Origin of the sequence: Paenibacillus helianthi (assembly GCF_001909055.1) — a bacterium.
GTDB classification, from domain to species: domain Bacteria; phylum Bacillota; class Bacilli; order Paenibacillales; family Paenibacillaceae; genus Paenibacillus_AQ; species Paenibacillus_AQ helianthi.
This window is the reverse complement of the sequence record NZ_LVWI01000025.1, coordinates 85,887-100,214: the sequence shown is the minus strand read 5'-3', so window position 1 is coordinate 100,214 and position 14,328 is coordinate 85,887. Positions and strand designations below refer to the sequence as shown.

The 14,328-nt window shown below is 55.3% G+C and carries 14 protein-coding genes and 1 riboswitch; of the genes, 13 read left to right on the top strand and 1 reads right to left on the bottom strand.

The annotated features are described in order from the left end of the window. Positions 1-24 precede the first annotated feature (24 nt). From A3844_RS07115 to A3844_RS07100, 4 genes are all read left to right on the top strand, one after another. A complete protein-coding gene (locus A3844_RS07115) occupies positions 25-390 on the top strand; it encodes an arsenate reductase family protein (protein WP_074084659.1) in 366 nt (121 codons plus the stop codon). 45 nt (positions 391-435) lie between these two features. After that, complete coding sequence (locus A3844_RS07110) at positions 436-1,362, top strand: 5'-3' exonuclease (RefSeq protein ID WP_074102854.1); 927 nt, start codon at positions 436-438, stop codon at positions 1,360-1,362. Between the two features lie 191 nt (positions 1,363-1,553). Then, complete coding sequence (locus tag A3844_RS07105; RefSeq protein ID WP_074107012.1) at positions 1,554-3,050, top strand: alpha-N-arabinofuranosidase; 1,497 nt, start codon at positions 1,554-1,556, stop codon at positions 3,048-3,050. A 13-nt stretch (positions 3,051-3,063) separates the two neighbouring features. After that, positions 3,064-3,339: a DUF6171 family protein gene (locus A3844_RS07100; protein WP_074107011.1), complete on the top strand. Its 276-nt coding sequence runs from the start codon at positions 3,064-3,066 to the stop codon at positions 3,337-3,339. 144 nt (positions 3,340-3,483) lie between these two features. Here A3844_RS07100 and A3844_RS07095 read toward each other — a convergent pair whose 3' ends face one another. Further along, positions 3,484-4,422, bottom strand: a complete 939-nt coding sequence (locus A3844_RS07095; protein ID WP_074107010.1) for an ArsR/SmtB family transcription factor — start codon at positions 4,420-4,422, stop codon at positions 3,484-3,486. Between the two features lie 125 nt (positions 4,423-4,547). Continuing rightward, positions 4,548-4,739: riboswitch (cobalamin riboswitch) on the top strand. A gap of 198 nt (positions 4,740-4,937) precedes the next feature. Between A3844_RS07095 and A3844_RS07090 the strand changes: the two genes are divergently transcribed. The 9 genes from A3844_RS07090 (at position 4,938) to A3844_RS07035 (ending at position 14,324) form a co-directional block, all read left to right on the top strand. After that, positions 4,938-5,705 carry an energy-coupling factor ABC transporter permease gene (locus A3844_RS07090; protein ID WP_074107009.1) on the top strand — a complete coding sequence of 256 codons (768 nt, stop codon included), beginning with the start codon at positions 4,938-4,940 and terminating at the stop codon, positions 5,703-5,705. After that, positions 5,702-6,007, top strand: coding sequence for an energy-coupling factor ABC transporter substrate-binding protein (locus A3844_RS07085; protein ID WP_074107008.1), 306 nt, complete (start codon positions 5,702-5,704; stop codon positions 6,005-6,007). Before A3844_RS07090 ends, A3844_RS07085 begins: the two co-directional genes overlap by 4 nt. Further along, the gene (cbiQ, locus tag A3844_RS07080; protein ID WP_074107007.1) at positions 6,000-6,788 is read left to right on the top strand and encodes a cobalt ECF transporter T component CbiQ; all 789 of its coding nucleotides are present in this window, start codon (positions 6,000-6,002) and stop codon (positions 6,786-6,788) included. Before A3844_RS07085 ends, cbiQ begins: the two co-directional genes overlap by 8 nt. A gap of 51 nt (positions 6,789-6,839) precedes the next feature. After that, positions 6,840-7,697 carry an energy-coupling factor ABC transporter ATP-binding protein gene (locus A3844_RS07075; RefSeq protein ID WP_074107006.1) on the top strand — a complete coding sequence of 286 codons (858 nt, stop codon included), beginning with the start codon at positions 6,840-6,842 and terminating at the stop codon, positions 7,695-7,697. A gap of 105 nt (positions 7,698-7,802) precedes the next feature. After that, positions 7,803-10,415, top strand: a complete 2,613-nt coding sequence (gene cobJ, locus A3844_RS31755; protein ID WP_083606738.1) for a precorrin-3B C(17)-methyltransferase — start codon at positions 7,803-7,805, stop codon at positions 10,413-10,415. A gap of 5 nt (positions 10,416-10,420) precedes the next feature. Continuing rightward, on the top strand, positions 10,421-11,200 hold the full coding sequence (gene cobK / locus A3844_RS07050) for a precorrin-6A reductase (RefSeq protein ID WP_074107005.1): 780 nt from the start codon (positions 10,421-10,423) through the stop codon (positions 11,198-11,200). Between the two features lie 9 nt (positions 11,201-11,209). Next, positions 11,210-11,881, top strand: a complete 672-nt coding sequence (locus A3844_RS07045) for a precorrin-8X methylmutase (RefSeq protein ID WP_074102862.1) — start codon at positions 11,210-11,212, stop codon at positions 11,879-11,881. 54 nt (positions 11,882-11,935) lie between these two features. Continuing rightward, a complete protein-coding gene (locus tag A3844_RS07040) occupies positions 11,936-13,087 on the top strand; it encodes a cobalt-precorrin-5B (C(1))-methyltransferase (RefSeq protein WP_083606737.1) in 1,152 nt (383 codons plus the stop codon). Continuing rightward, complete coding sequence (locus A3844_RS07035; protein ID WP_074107004.1) at positions 13,080-14,324, top strand: bifunctional cobalt-precorrin-7 (C(5))-methyltransferase/cobalt-precorrin-6B (C(15))-methyltransferase; 1,245 nt, start codon at positions 13,080-13,082, stop codon at positions 14,322-14,324. Before A3844_RS07040 ends, A3844_RS07035 begins: the two co-directional genes overlap by 8 nt. Positions 14,325-14,328 lie beyond the last annotated feature (4 nt).

Genomic DNA, 14,328 nt, shown 5'->3' with positions numbered 1-14,328 from the left:
CAATGTACACCGAAGGAGCAGCTGATGAGTCACTTAAAAGTCTATCAATATCCTAAATGCAGCACCTGCCGCAGTGCCGTAAAATGGCTTAGGGAAGCCGGCCATGAGCTGGAGCTGCAGCATATAGCCGAGCAGCCGCCCACTGTGGCTGAACTGCGCGTGCTGGTGGCGGGCAGCGGGCTGGAACTGAAGAAGTTTTTTAATACAAGCGGAGAAGTGTATAAGAATCTTGGACTGAAGGACAAGCTGCCCAGTCTCGGCGAAGCGGAGCAGCTGGAACTGCTGTCCAGCAATGGCATGCTGATCAAACGTCCGATTGTCACTGACGGCACTAACGTTACCGTGGGCTACAAGGAAGAGCAGTACGCTGCTGCATGGAACAAGGCCTGATTCCTTCTACAACCGAAAATAAGAAGATACAAGGAGAGGTTACACATGAGTTCAGAAACGAAGGGCCGGGTAATGATCGTCGACGGAATGGCTCTGCTGTTCCGGGCTTTTTATGCGACCGCTTATGGAGGATATATCCGCAAGACTAAGGCTGGAATGCCGACGAATGCGGTGTACGGATTTTTGCAGTATTTCTTCGATGCGGTTAGCACGTTTGAGCCTTCCCACGTCGTCTGCTGCTGGGATATGGGCAAGGGGACCTTCCGCACCGAGAAATATGACGGCTACAAATCGAACCGCATTGATGCGCCGCTGGAGCTGATCCCGCAGTTCGATCTGGTCAAAGAGGTGGTAGCTGAGCTGGGTGTGCCGAATATCGGCCTGGTGGGCTATGAAGCGGATGATTGCATCGGCACGCTTGCGTCCTGCTACAGCGGAGAGTCCGAGGTCTATATTTTGACAGGAGATCATGATATGCTGCAGCTGGTCAGTGACAGCGTTAAGGTCGTGATTATGAAAAAAGGCCGCTCCAACTACAAAGTGTACGATCCTGCGGAGCTCCTGGAAGAAAGAGGGCTAACGCCTGCCCAGGTGATTGATCTGAAAGGCTTCATGGGCGATACCAGTGACAATTATCCCGGCGTACGCGGCATCGGGGAGAAGACAGCACTGAAGTTGCTGACGGAATACGGTACCGTGGAAGGCGTGATCGAGAATCTCCATCTGCTGCCCAAAGGAGTGCGCGCCAAAATCGAAGCTGATCTCGATATGCTCCATCTCTCGCGCGAGTTGGCCGAAATTCGCTGCGATGTGCCGGTAGTCTGTACACTTGCAGAATGCCTGTGGGAGCTGCAGCGCGAGAACGCGGCCCGCAAATTTCAGGAGCTGGAGTTCGGCAGCCTGATGCATTTAGTCGGCACGGTACAGGATGAACGGGGCATTGTGCAGATCGAGCTGGGGGATCTGGGTTAAGACTCCATTCCATCTATTCAGCAGGACGAACCACTGCCCAAATAGTTAATTTGTAGACATAGCGCTTCTTGTGCCGCCAGCGGCAGGGAGGCGCTTTTTGTTATTGACGAATGTGAAGCAAAGCTATTATAATCTTAATATACTTATTAAATAATTAACAAATACATTAATCTTAGAGAGGCGGCATTGGAATGGCTCAGCGTGCAGTGCTTAACACGGATATCCGCAAGGGAACGATTAACCGGAACATTTATGGACATTTTTCCGAGCATTTGGGACGGTGTATTTATGAGGGGATCTGGGTAGGAGAGGATTCACCGATTCCGAATACCAAGGGTATCCGCAATGATGTGGTGAAAGCGCTTAAGGAGATCCAGGTGCCGGTGCTGCGCTGGCCGGGCGGATGTTTTGCCGATGAATATCACTGGAAGGATGGCATTGGGGAACGCGAAGGCCGCAAACGGATGATCAACACTCACTGGGGCGGTACGGTGGAGAACAACCATTTTGGAACGCATGAGTTTATGGAGCTGTGCGCTATGCTGGAGTGCGAGCCTTATATCAACGGTAATGTAGGCAGTGGAACGGTACAGGAAATGTCCGAATGGGTAGAGTATCTGACCTTCAACGGCGTGTCTCCGATGGCTGAGCTGCGCATGAAGAATGGCCGCGAAGAAGCGTGGGCCGTCAAGTATTTTGGTGTAGGCAATGAAAACTGGGGCTGCGGAGGCAATATGCGTCCTGAGTTTTATGCTGATCTGTACCGGCAGTTCCAGACCTACGTCCGCAACTACGGGGACAACAAGATTCACCGGATTGCTTGCGGGCCGAATTCGGACGATTATCACTGGATGGAAGTGTTGATGCGCGAAGCTGCCAAGTTTATGGACTCCATCACGCTGCATTACTATACCGTTCCCGGCGCAACTTGGGAGCATAAGGGTGCGGCTACCGGCTTTGAAACTTCGGAATATTTCACAACACTGGAAAAGGCGCTGCACATGGAAGAACTGGTATCCCGCCACAGCGTGATTATGGACAAATACGATCCTGAGAAAAGAGTCGGCCTGATCGTCGATGAATGGGGTACCTGGTATGATGTGGAGCCGGGCACGAACCCGGGCTTCCTGTATCAGCAGAACTCGATCCGCGATGCTCTGGTTGCCGGATTGACACTGAATATTTTCCACAAGCACAGCGACCGTGTGCGGATGGCGAATATTGCCCAGACGATTAACGTGCTGCAGGCCGTCATCCTTACTGAAGGCGAGAAAATGCTGCTGACCCCGACTTATCATGTATTTAATATGTACAAGGTGCATCAGGACGCCGAACTGCTCGATCTGACGCTGGACAGCGGTTCTTACAGCTATGACGGTAAGGAGATTCCGGAAGTATCCGCTTCGGCATCGGTAACAGCTGAAGGTGTCATTCATGTCAGCCTATGCAACCTGAATCATGCATCCGCAGCGGTGCTTCCGCTGGAGCTGCGCGGACTTGCCGGTAAAGCGGTGCAGATTTCCGGCACTACGCTTGCCGGGGCAACCATCGATGCCCATAACTCGTTCAGTGAGCCGGAAGCGGTTGCTCCGCAGCCGTTCACTGCCTTCAAGCTGGAAGGAGATACGCTTACTGTGGAACTGCCGGCGATGTCGGTAACGGTACTGGAAATTACACCGAACGCATAAAAGGAGTACTGTTATGGCCACAACCTCTGCCTGCAAAGGCTGCCGGGACGATTATAAAGTAACAGAAGCGCAGATCGCCCGTATACTGGCGTCATCGATGTTCAATGAAGGCAACACCGCGTCAGATCAGGTATATACGGAGCGGTTCGCCATCTGCAGGACCTGCCCCAAACTGCAGGATGGCGTAACCTGCACGGCCTGCGGCTGCATCATACCGGTTGTGGCCCGGCTGAAAGCGCGCGGTTGTCCGCTTCCCGGCGGCGGTCTATGGCAGCCTGTTAACGAATAGGCGCGTACAGAAGTCGTCAGGCCAGGCAGTCTAGAATACAGCATCGCATGAATATGACTGAACCCAAAACCCCCGAATTCCACCAGTTTGGTAAACTGTGGAACTCGGGGGTTCTTATTTTTGTTCACTCACGTATAAGCAGGCTTAAGCAGATCCAGCCGCCTCACTGCTATCCGGCATATCTGTATAGTATAGATCAACCAGCATGTCTTCGTTATAATTGCCAAACCCTTTGCCGAACAGGGTAAGGCCCCCGATATGCTCGGCGTCTTCTTCCACTGAAAGCATGAACGTCCATTGTTTGCTGCGAATGCCCACCTGGTCAAGCGTAACCTCAGACAGTTTATGACCATCCATAAAAGTGCCCTTGGGCGTAACCCTCAGCTGCTTGAGCAATCCATATTGATTGGTGAGTGCAGGCCACCAGGAGGGTGTATATTTGCCCTGTCTGTCTCCGTAATCGCCGGGACTGGTCCAAAAGCCAAGTTTGTGCCCGTTCAGGGTGAAGGTGATGTCCGAAGGCCAATTGTTATTAATGGACGGCGCTTCTGAGGCAATCTCCATCGTTATAACCAGTTCCTCGGGCTGCTGGCTGGACAGCAGAAAGTTGGGGATTTTATATTCGACATACCCTTTGCCAAACCAGAGAATACCGGCATTCATCCGCTCCAGATCCCAGAAATAACGCGGATCGTCAAAGTTGCCGATGACTTGCTCGGTCGTAGCCAGTCCACAGGTCGGTTCGATCTGGAAATTCGAATAATGCCCGACCGGAATCTCATTCCGGTGGCTTTTTCGCTCCGTTTTGTCTTGGCCCGGGAACAGAATCTCAGCATGGTCCACGGCAATCGTGCAGATCTTCTGCAGGCCGCTCCGTCCGGGAGCCATATGGGTGCGGATCAGCCCGGCGGCTTCCAGCTTACGCACATGCATAGTCATGATCGCACTGCTGAGTTTGACCGAACCGGCTAATTCCTTGACATTCATGGGCTGAACGGCGAGCAGACGGAGCATATGCAGGCGTACAGAGCTGGATAATGCTTCGTACACCGGCAGGGATTCTTCAGTTAGATCAAGTTTCATGAAAAGCCTCCGATTCAGGATTATAGTTAATAATTATATTACTCAAGTGGCATTCTTACAAGCTTCCTGCGGCTGCACTTTTATCACAGACATGTGTGAGCGATGTCCGCTATGATGTACAGGATGAATCAGCGACGAAACAAGGTGCCTTTGATTGTATATCAAGGGATAACAGGGAATCGGGTGCAACTCCCGAGCGGTCCCGCCACTGTAAGGAAGAGCAGGCTTTCAAAAGGTCACTCGGTGATAACTCCGGGGAAGACGAAAGCCATGCTGTGATCCCGAGCCAGGAGACCTACCTTGTTTGCGCACACACGACTCTACGCGGATAGGAGCGGTGTACGAACGGATGATCAGATGGGGGTGCGCTGCTTGTTTTGGCGGCGGAGCAGCCTTCTCTTTGTGATCTGAACACGTACATATAACTCCCACCCCCTCAGGGCGGGAGTTTTTGGTTTGAAAGGTAAGAATGTACATGTTTCATGCTTATCAGAATTAAGGATGGAGGTTTAAGAATGGATAAACGCAGTTTTTGGCGCTTTGCAGCGCTGGTCTGTGTATTTGCCGTTTATTTGTTGCTGAATGAACCGGGCACAGCTGAAGCGATGCACATTATGGAGGGATTTTTACCGGTAGGATGGGCGTTGTTCTGGTGGGTGGCTTTTCTGCCATTCTTTTTGCTTGGAGTCCGTAAGCTTACCCGAATCACCCGGGACAATCCCGAGCTGAAGCTGCTGATGGGTCTGTCGGGTGCCTTCACATTTGTGCTGTCCGCCCTCAAAATGCCGTCGGTAACCGGAAGCAGCTCCCATCCTACAGGGACGGGACTTGGCGCTGTGATGCTGGGGCCGCTGCCGATGAGCGTGATCGGATCGGTTGTGCTGTTGTTCCAGGCACTGCTGCTGGCGCACGGCGGAATTACTACACTTGGCGCGAACGCCTTCTCCATGGCGGTGGCCGGACCTTTTGCCGGTTATGCGGCCTATAGGCTGATCATGAAACTGAATGGACGGGAAAAGCTGGCAGTGTTCTGTGCGGCTGCAGTAGCGGATCTGATGACTTATGTCGTCACTTCCTTTCAGCTTGCGGCGGCTTTTCCGTCGGCAGATGGCGGCGTGCTGGCTTCCTTTGCTAAATTTGGCGGTATATTTGCCGTGACCCAGATTCCGCTGGCAGTCAGCGAAGGACTCTTGACCGTGCTGCTCTGGAACTGGCTGAAGGCATACAGTCCGCAGGAGCTGTCACTGCTCAAACGTGCAGCCGGGGGAGGCGGCGAACGGTGAAGAACAAATGGAGAAACCTGTTGATGCTGCTCGCAGTGATTCTGCTGGTGGTCCTGCCGCTTCTGCTCGTGAACGGGGATTTCGGCGGAGCCGATGACGCAGCCGAGAGTGCAATCACGGAGATTGATCCCACATACAAGCCCTGGTTCAAACCGCTGGCTGAGCTGCCGGGTGAGACGGAGAGCATGCTGTTCGCGCTGCAGGCAGCCCTTGGTGCAGGAGTGATCGGCTATACGCTGGGTCTCTTGAGGGGAAGACAGGAACGGCAGAACCAGCAGAACCGGCAGAAGTTGAATGATTAGAAGAATGGATGCGTTATCCTGTAACAATGCCCTGAGGCAGCTGTCCCCGATGTGGAAGAGCCTTTTTGCGGCAGTTATGTTCATACTCGCTTATGTGCTGCATCCGGTGCTTCAGATGCTTATTGCACTCTGGATGATGCGGTGGTGTCTTCTCTACGCCAAAATCCCCCCGCGCGCTTATGGCCTTCTTGTCGGCACAGCGTTGTTGTTCTTCGGCCTCAGCCTGCCGGCATTGCTGGTGGAGTTCGGCCATCCGGCTGCCGGAGAGGCTTCTTGGCATCTGCAGATTCCAGGCATGTCCCGGGTTCTGTACATGACCCCGGCAGGGGGAATGCGGGCTGTGCTGCTGCTGGCCCGGGTGTCAGCCTGCCTGGCCTGCTGCCTGTTCATTATACTGACGACACCGTTCGGCGAGCTGCTGCAGGTGCTCCGCCGGCTGTGGATGCCGCAGATTGTGCTGGAACTGATGCTGATTATGTACCGCTTCCTGTTCCTGCTGGATGACACAGCCCATGGACTGCATCTGGCCAGGCGCCTGCGTGGCGGTCAAAGGGGCTTCAGGGCGAAGCTGCGGGAGGCTGCAAGTATGGCAGCTTCACTGTTCGCAAACACCATGCACCGGTACTATGGGCTGTCGCAGGGGCTGGCAACCCGGGGATTTACCGGGGAGATTCTTTTACCGCCCTATGTGAAGCGCACAGTGCCGCGAAGGTTTGCCTTTGAAGCCTATGCCGGAATCGCGCTCCTGGTGGCTGCACAACTGTGCCTGCTATGGGCTTGATGCGAAAGATGATGATCCATGAAGTGAAGCCGCCTGGAGAAGAGGAGCCACATGAACATAGATTACAGTTTGGCCTTTGAAGATGTTGTATTTCATTATCCGGACACGATGGAGCCTGCACTCCGGGGGTTGACCGTAGCTATCCCGAAGGGCTGTAAAACAGCCTTGCTTGGACATAACGGTTCCGGCAAATCAACGTTATTTCTCCATGCGGTAGGCCTACTGCGGCCGCAAATGGGTACGCTGCTGCAGGCGGGACTGCCTGTATCTTACGCCAAAAAAGAACTGGCCGCCCTGCGCCGCAGAGTCGGTCTGGTCTTTCAGGACCCTGAGCAGCAGCTGATCTTGAGCACGCCAATGGAGGATATCTCCTTCGGGCTGCGGGGCACCGGTATGGATGAGAAGGAAATTGAATCACGTTGTGCTGCCGTTCTGGAGCAATTGAACCTTACTGCTCTAAAGGATAAACCCATCCATCAGCTCAGCCTGGGCCAGAAAAAGCGCACAGCGCTTGCAGGCGTGTTAGCGATGGAACCGGAGCTGATCTTACTCGACGAGCCAACGTCTTACCTGGACCCGCTGTCCGAGGCACAGCTTCTAGATGGCCTGGACAGTATACACCGTAAGGGCACAACTGTGGTTATGGTCACGCATGATATGAATCTGGCTTACCGCTGGGCGGACTGGATCATCGTGCTCGATCATGGCTCCTGCCGGGCTGCCGGAACGCCGGATGATATTTTTGCGGGGCCGGAGACTCTGCAGGCGATTGGCCTGGAGCTCCCGCTGCTGGCAGAGCTGTGGCACAGCCTGCCCCTGCACGTAACGCAAGGAGTCACGGCTCCCCGGAACGCCGGGGATTTCAAGGCGCTGCTTGGCAGTCTGCTGGGTGAAAGGATGGACGGGTAGTGTCAGGCTAGCCGGTTGGTTAGGAACTACGGTGCGGGTTAATGCGCTGATGCAGGCCATAGAGGAAGCAGTTGAATAGCATTACACACGAACGGGGGAACAAGAATGAGCAAACTAGGAAAGCTGCTGATTATCGGCTTTGGGCCCGGTGCTATGGAGCATATTACAGGCTGCGCTTTGGCAGCACTGGAAGAAAGTGAGGCCGTGATCGGCTACAGCACTTATGTGGACTTGATCCGGCCGCTGCTGCGTCATCAGGAAGTTGTCGGTACAGGCATGACCGAGGAGGTCAGCCGGGCCCAGGAAGCGGTTCGCCGGGCCGAAGCCGGGCAGACCATTGCGGTCATCTCCAGCGGAGACGCGGGTGTATATGGAATGGCGGGGCTGGTCTACGAAGTGCTGATCGAACGGGGCTGGACCCCCGACACTGGTGTAAAGGTCGAAGTGATTCCAGGGATATCGGCCATTCAATCCTGCTCCTCACTGCTAGGGGCACCGATTATGCACGATTCCTGCACGATCAGCCTGAGTGATCATCTTACGCCTTGGGAGAGCATTGCGGCACGTGTAGAAGCGGCGGGAGCCGCGGACTTCGTAATTGCCTTTTACAATCCGCGCAGCGGGAAGCGTACACGCCAGATTGAAGAGGCCCGCCAGATTCTGCTCCGCTACCGGGATCCTGCCACTCCGGTTGGTATCGTAAAAAGTGCCTACCGTGACCGGCAGCAGACCATCGTCACGACGCTTCAGGATATGCTGAATCATGAGATCGGCATGCTCTCGACGGTGATCGTCGGGAATTCCGCCACAATAGTCTATGAAGGCCTCCTGGTTACACCGCGCGGCTACGGGCGCAAGTATAGCCTAGGCGCAGATACGCAGGTATTGAAGCCGCATGAACGGCTGCGGACCTCAGCGGAGCCTTGGTCGCTGGCGGCGGCACTGGCAGGCGGTGAAGCTTCCACTACTGGGCAGACCTTGGCTGGTCCGGTACTGAAAGTGCAAGCAGAACGTGAAACGGATGCAGTGAACGCGGGAGCGGTGCTGAACGTCGGGTATCCACCGGAAGTCAATGAGCCCGCAGCGGTAGGGCTAAACGAATCGCCTCCGGGCGACTACGTGAAGGTGAAAACCTGTGGCTTTTGTGACTTGAGAAAAGAAGGTGCCCGGGCAGCGGCAGAACGGTTATTTCAACAGCTGAACGGCCGGTCTACGCCTAGAGAACTGCAGATCAGCGTAACTGGCTGCGGGATGGCGTGCAACTCAGCGGTGCTGGAGGATATCGGCCTTATCTATTCCAAAGGAAGCTTTGAACTGTACCTTGGCGGCAAAAAATCCGGACGTGCCGCACATGCGGGCACACGGGTCCGTGAGGGAATGAACGAAGAGGAAGCGATAGCCGCTGTAACAGCGGTTGTGGAACAATACTGTGCGCAAGGCTATCCGAATGAGCGGTTTTATACTTTTTTTGAGCGGATGGGCCGGGGAATTGCTGTGAACTTCACAAGTTCGAAGAGCATACTGCATGCTGAACACAAGCATCTGCAGAACCCGGAAAGTGCCCACCGGAGAACGGCTGTGCTGTTAGTAGGACATGGCAGCCGTGTGGAAGAGGGGAATGAGGAGCTGCGGAGTTTCAGCAGCTTGCTGGCTGCCCGGAGGCCGGAGCTTACGATTGAAACCTGCTTTATCGAGTTGTCGGCCCCATCCATTTCCGAAGGGATAGATCAATGTGTGCGTGGAGGAGCCGGTAAGGTCTATGTGGTGCCGATTATTTTGTTCGCGGCGGGACATTCCAAGCTGGATATTCCGATGGCTCTGGATCAAGCAAAGCTGAAATATCCGGGTGTGGAATTTATCTATGGCCGACCGATTGGCGTGCAGGAGAGAGCAGTAGATATTCTAATGGACCGCATCGCCGGGGCTATGCCGTTGTCGCGGCCGCAGGCATCTGCACGGCTGGAGACGGCGGCTGCACTGTTAGAGGAAGAGGCCAAGGTACCGGATGAAGACACCATTGTGCTGATCATGGGCCGGGGAGGTAGTGACCCGGATGCGAACAGTGACCTCTGTAAACTTACACGGATGCTCTGGGAAAGAACTTCCTATAAAAGCGTCGAGGCCTGCTTTATTGCCATGGCCAAGCCTTCGCTGAACGCAGGGTTGGAACGGTGCCTGGCACTTGGAGCGCGTAAAATCATCGTGCTGCCGTATTTATTGTTCACTGGGGTGCTGATGAAGCAGTTCAGCGAAACGGTGAACGATTTTGCCGAAGCTCATCCGGAGATTGAAGTAGAGGCAGGGAGCTATCTAGGCTCACACCCGCTGCTGTCCGCTATGCTGCTGGATCGGATTGATGAGACCATAGCAGGCCGGACCGCAGCCAACTGCGACAATTGCAAATACCGCGATGAAGCATCTATTCATCACCACCATCACCACCACCACCACGGTGAAGAGGGGCATAATCACGGCTCCCATGGGGGAGAAGGTCATGGATGTGGTCACGGGCACGAATGCGGTCACGGGCACGAATGCGGTCACGGGCATCATGGCGGACATCACGGGCACGATCACGCACAAGATCATCATGTCCACAACCATGAGACAACGGTAGGTGTACCTGCAATTGCGGCTGAAGAGCCTACGGGTACCCTGACCCCGTCTGATATTTCACGGGATGTGCTGCACCCGGCAACGGCTCCAAAGGCGCGCTGACCGCGATGATATTTATGCTGTGTGGAACCAGTGATGCCCGTGAATTGGCGCTGACCCTGACCCGTGAAGGGCTTAGGCTGCTGGCGTCCGTCGTGACGGCAAGCGGTGCGGAACGCCTTGAAGCAGCAGGCATTCCGGCCAGAGTCGGAAGGCTGGATCAACAAGGAATGATCGCCTGTCTGCGGGAGAACGGCTGCAGCGCCATCATCGATGCAAGCCATCCCTTTGCACAGGAGGCACATGACCATGCGATGGGAGCTGCTGCTGCGCTAGGACTACCCTATCTGCGGTATGAGCGGCGCAGCGTCAGTTATGACAAGCATCCTCGATTGATTGTTGTGCATTCCTATGAAGAGGCTGCCCGCAGGGCCAAGCAGCTGGAAGGCTCTATTATGCTGACTACCGGCGGCAAAACATTAGAGATTTTTACAGAACAGCTGCTGGGTGATTCTGCGATCCGGCTGACAGTAAGACTGCTGCCCTGTCTGGAAAATATACAGAAATGCCTCTCCCTTGGGATAGAGCAGCGCAACATCATTGCACTGCAGGGACCCTTTTCACGGGAACTGAACGAAGCATTGTATAGACAGTACGGTACACAAGTCATGGTTACAAAAGAGAGCGGCGCCGAAGGATCCCTCGATGAGAAGGTTTATGCGGCGCTCGATATGGGAATCTGCGTCATTTTGATTGCCCGCCCCCAAACCGTTTTTGGAGATAGCAGCCGGGTGTATCAGTCCTTTGAAGAGATGGTCTCCGCGGTTACAGCTTGTATTAAGAAATGAGGGATAGCTATGGAGTTTGGCACGGATTTTAAGCCGCTTACGGTCCAGCCGCAGGAAATAGAAAGCCTGAGCTTTCAGATGATTACCCGGGAGCTGGGGGAGCATGAATTTAGCCCTCTACAGTACCCGGTCGTGCAGCGGATTATTCATGCTTCTGCCGATTTTGAACTGGGACGGAGTCTGGTGTTTCATCCCCGGGCGATGGAGGCGGGAATTTCCGCTATGTTGGAAGGGAAGCCCATTATTGCAGATGTGCGTATGGTGGAAGCCGGGATTGCCAAGGAGCGGATTCACAAATACGGCGGCGAGGTCCGGGTACATATCTCTGATCCGGATGTGATTGAGGCTGCCAAGGCGGAAGGGACAACCCGCGCCATCCTCGCAACCCGCAAAGCCTGCGCCGAAGCGCCTGGCGGGATCTATGTGATTGGCAATGCACCAACGGCGCTGCTGGAATTGATCCGTCTGATCAAAGAAGGTGCTGCACAACCGGGACTCGTGATCGGCATGCCGGTCGGGTTTGTATCTGCTGCCGAGTCGAAGGATGAGCTGCGCAAGCTGGATATTCCTTATATCACTAACATCGGACGCAAGGGCGGCAGTACGGTTGTGGTTGCAGCAGTCAACGCACTCAGCCTGCTGGCCGTCCGTCAAGCGGCAGAATCACAGAAACAGGGATAGTAGAGCGGTGGTGAAAATACGCTAAAACAGCAGAGAAAGGGGGGCATTCAGCTCATGGGACAACAGGAGTCACTTGATTTGCAGGGCCGTAAGCCCAGCGCGGATTTGGGGGATGGTGTCCCCCCGGCGGCGCTGCGCCGGGGCTACACGACGGGTGCCTGTGCTGCCGCAGCCGCCAAAGGCGCAGCACTTCTGCTGATTACGGGCGAAGTTCCTCAGCGTGTGGAGATTGGTTTGCCCGCCGGTTTCCGGCATACGTTCGAGCTGACGGGGGGCGGTCGCAGCGGCATGGACTCGGCATTCTGTGCAACCGTAAAGGATGCCGGAGATGACCCGGATGCGACACATCGTGCCAGGATTGAGGCAGCTGTAAGCTGGAGCGATATACCTGGCGTAGAGATAGATGGCGGCAAAGGTGTGGGGAGAGTGACCAAGCCGGGATTGCCGGTGCCGGTTGGGGAAGCAGCGATTAATCCGGTGCCCCGGCGCATGATCCTGGAGGAGGTATCCGAGGTGCTTGAGGAGCATGGCGCCGCCCGGGGGCTGCGGGTGGTCATCAGTGTGCCGGAAGGCGAAGCCATTGCACTGAAAACGTTAAATCCCCGGCTTGGCATCCTCGGCGGCATTTCCATCCTGGGTACGCGCGGCGTGGTAACGCCGTTCTCCACCGAAGCCTATAAGGCGAGCGTGGTGCAGGCGATTTCAGTCGCTGCGGCAATGGGGAACCAACAGATTATTTTGACCACCGGCGGCAGCAGTGAGAAATATGCTATGGCGATGTTCGAAGCGCTTCCGGAGGAAGCTTTTATCCAGATGGGGGAATATGTCGGCTACTCGCTGGAACACGCCAAGGCCTTCGGAATCCGCAAAGTTACGCTGGTAGGAATGGCAGGCAAGTATTCGAAGGTCGCGCAGGGCGCCATGCTGATTCATTCCAAACATGCTCCGGTGGACTTCAGTTTTCTGGCCAGGATTGCAGCGGAGTCGGGGGCAGATTGCGGACAGGTAGCGGAGATTGCCGGAGCCAATACAGCCTCACAGGTTGTGGACTACATGACGGAGGCCGGGAATGGCGTTTTTTTTGAGCAGCTGTGCCTGCATGCCTGCAGGCATTGTCTGGAGCATGTGCATGGCGGCATGACGGTGGAGATGGTGCTGATCACCATGAAGGGCCGGGTGCTGGGAAGGACGGAGATCCGTGGCTGACATTATATATATTATTGGTATCGGTGAGGACGGAGCCGGAGGCTTGACCCCGGATAGCCTGAGCAAGGTGCATAGAAGCGAAGTGCTGCTCGGAGGGGAGAGGCAGTTATCTTTTTTTAACACCTACCAAGGGGAAAAGATTGTGCTGAAGAACGGCCTGAAGGCCTTTGCAGACAAACTGGAGGAAGTATGGAAAGAGCGCCGTGCCGTGGTGCTGGCTTCGGGAGACCCGCTGTTTTTTGGCATTGCCGGGTATCTGGTCCGCAGATTCGGCCCGGAGCATGTCGAGGTGATTCCGCATTACAGCAGTGTGCAGCTTGCGTTTGCCCGTCTCGGGGACAGCTGGCAGGATGCGGAATTGGTCAGTCTGCACGGCCGTCCAATACGGGGGCTGGCCCAGCGGATCGACGGTAAGCGCAAAATCGCTTTGCTGACCGATGAGGTCAACAGCCCTGCAGTCATAGGAGCCTATTTATGCGAGTTTGGAATGACGGAATATGAGGCATTTGTCTGCGAGCGGCTGGGCGGGGAAGAGGAGGCCTGCCGGTTCTGGGAGCTGGATGAGCTGGAAAAAGGGAGCTTTGCTCCGCTGAACGTGGTGATCCTGCGGCGCAAGACGGAGGCTGTCCGTGAAGTGCGGCGGGGATTTGCCTATCCCGACGAAACCTTCCAGCAGCGGCGTCCGGAGAAAGGCCTGATCACGAAGCGCGAGGTGCGGGCCTTTGTCCTGTCAGAGCTGAATTTATCCGAGGACGCAGTGGTCTGGGATATCGGTTCCGGATCGGGGGCAGTGGCGGCGGAGTGCGCGCGGATTGCCCGCCTCGGCAAGGTGTACGCCCTTGAAAAAAGTGCGGAGAACCTGCCCAACATGGAAGCCAACCGCCGTAAATTCCGCGCTGATTTTGAGATCATCCATGACACAGCACCCCTTGGCCTGAACCGGCTGCCGGACCCGGATGCGGTGTTTATCGGCGGCAGCGGAGGCAACCTGAAGGAGATTATTTCCCTCTGTGCTCAGCGGCTGCGGCCCGGAGGGCGGCTTGTTATCGGAGCGATAACGATTGAGACGCTCTATTCAAGTATGGAGTCGCTGAAGCTTGAAGGAATGGCTGTCGAAGTGACGCAGATTCAAGCTTCCCGGGGGAAGCCGATTCTCGGCATGACCCGGTTTGAGGGGATGAACCCCGTTTACGTGGTAAGCGGCCGCAGGCAGGACTGCAATAACCCCAAAGATTAGGATG

Excerpts from the sequence above, each read along its gene's own strand:
- A3844_RS07115 (WP_074084659.1), top strand. The coding sequence starts at position 25 with ATGAGTCACTTAAAAGTCTATCAATATCCTAAATGCAGCACCTGCCGC.
- A3844_RS07110 (WP_074102854.1), top strand. The coding sequence starts at position 436 with ATGAGTTCAGAAACGAAGGGCCGGGTAATGATCGTCGACGGAATGGCT.
- A3844_RS07105 (WP_074107012.1), top strand. The coding sequence starts at position 1,554 with ATGGCTCAGCGTGCAGTGCTTAACACGGATATCCGCAAGGGAACGATT.
- A3844_RS07100 (WP_074107011.1), top strand. The coding sequence starts at position 3,064 with ATGGCCACAACCTCTGCCTGCAAAGGCTGCCGGGACGATTATAAAGTA.
- A3844_RS07095 (WP_074107010.1), bottom strand. The coding sequence starts at position 4,422 with ATGAAACTTGATCTAACTGAAGAATCCCTGCCGGTGTACGAAGCATTA.
- A3844_RS07090 (WP_074107009.1), top strand. The coding sequence starts at position 4,938 with ATGGATAAACGCAGTTTTTGGCGCTTTGCAGCGCTGGTCTGTGTATTT.
- cbiQ (WP_074107007.1), top strand. The coding sequence starts at position 6,000 with ATGATTAGAAGAATGGATGCGTTATCCTGTAACAATGCCCTGAGGCAG.
- A3844_RS07075 (WP_074107006.1), top strand. The coding sequence starts at position 6,840 with ATGAACATAGATTACAGTTTGGCCTTTGAAGATGTTGTATTTCATTAT.
- cobJ (WP_083606738.1), top strand. The coding sequence starts at position 7,803 with ATGAGCAAACTAGGAAAGCTGCTGATTATCGGCTTTGGGCCCGGTGCT.
- cobK (WP_074107005.1), top strand. The coding sequence starts at position 10,421 with ATGATATTTATGCTGTGTGGAACCAGTGATGCCCGTGAATTGGCGCTG.
- A3844_RS07045 (WP_074102862.1), top strand. The coding sequence starts at position 11,210 with ATGGAGTTTGGCACGGATTTTAAGCCGCTTACGGTCCAGCCGCAGGAA.
- A3844_RS07040 (WP_083606737.1), top strand. The coding sequence starts at position 11,936 with ATGGGACAACAGGAGTCACTTGATTTGCAGGGCCGTAAGCCCAGCGCG.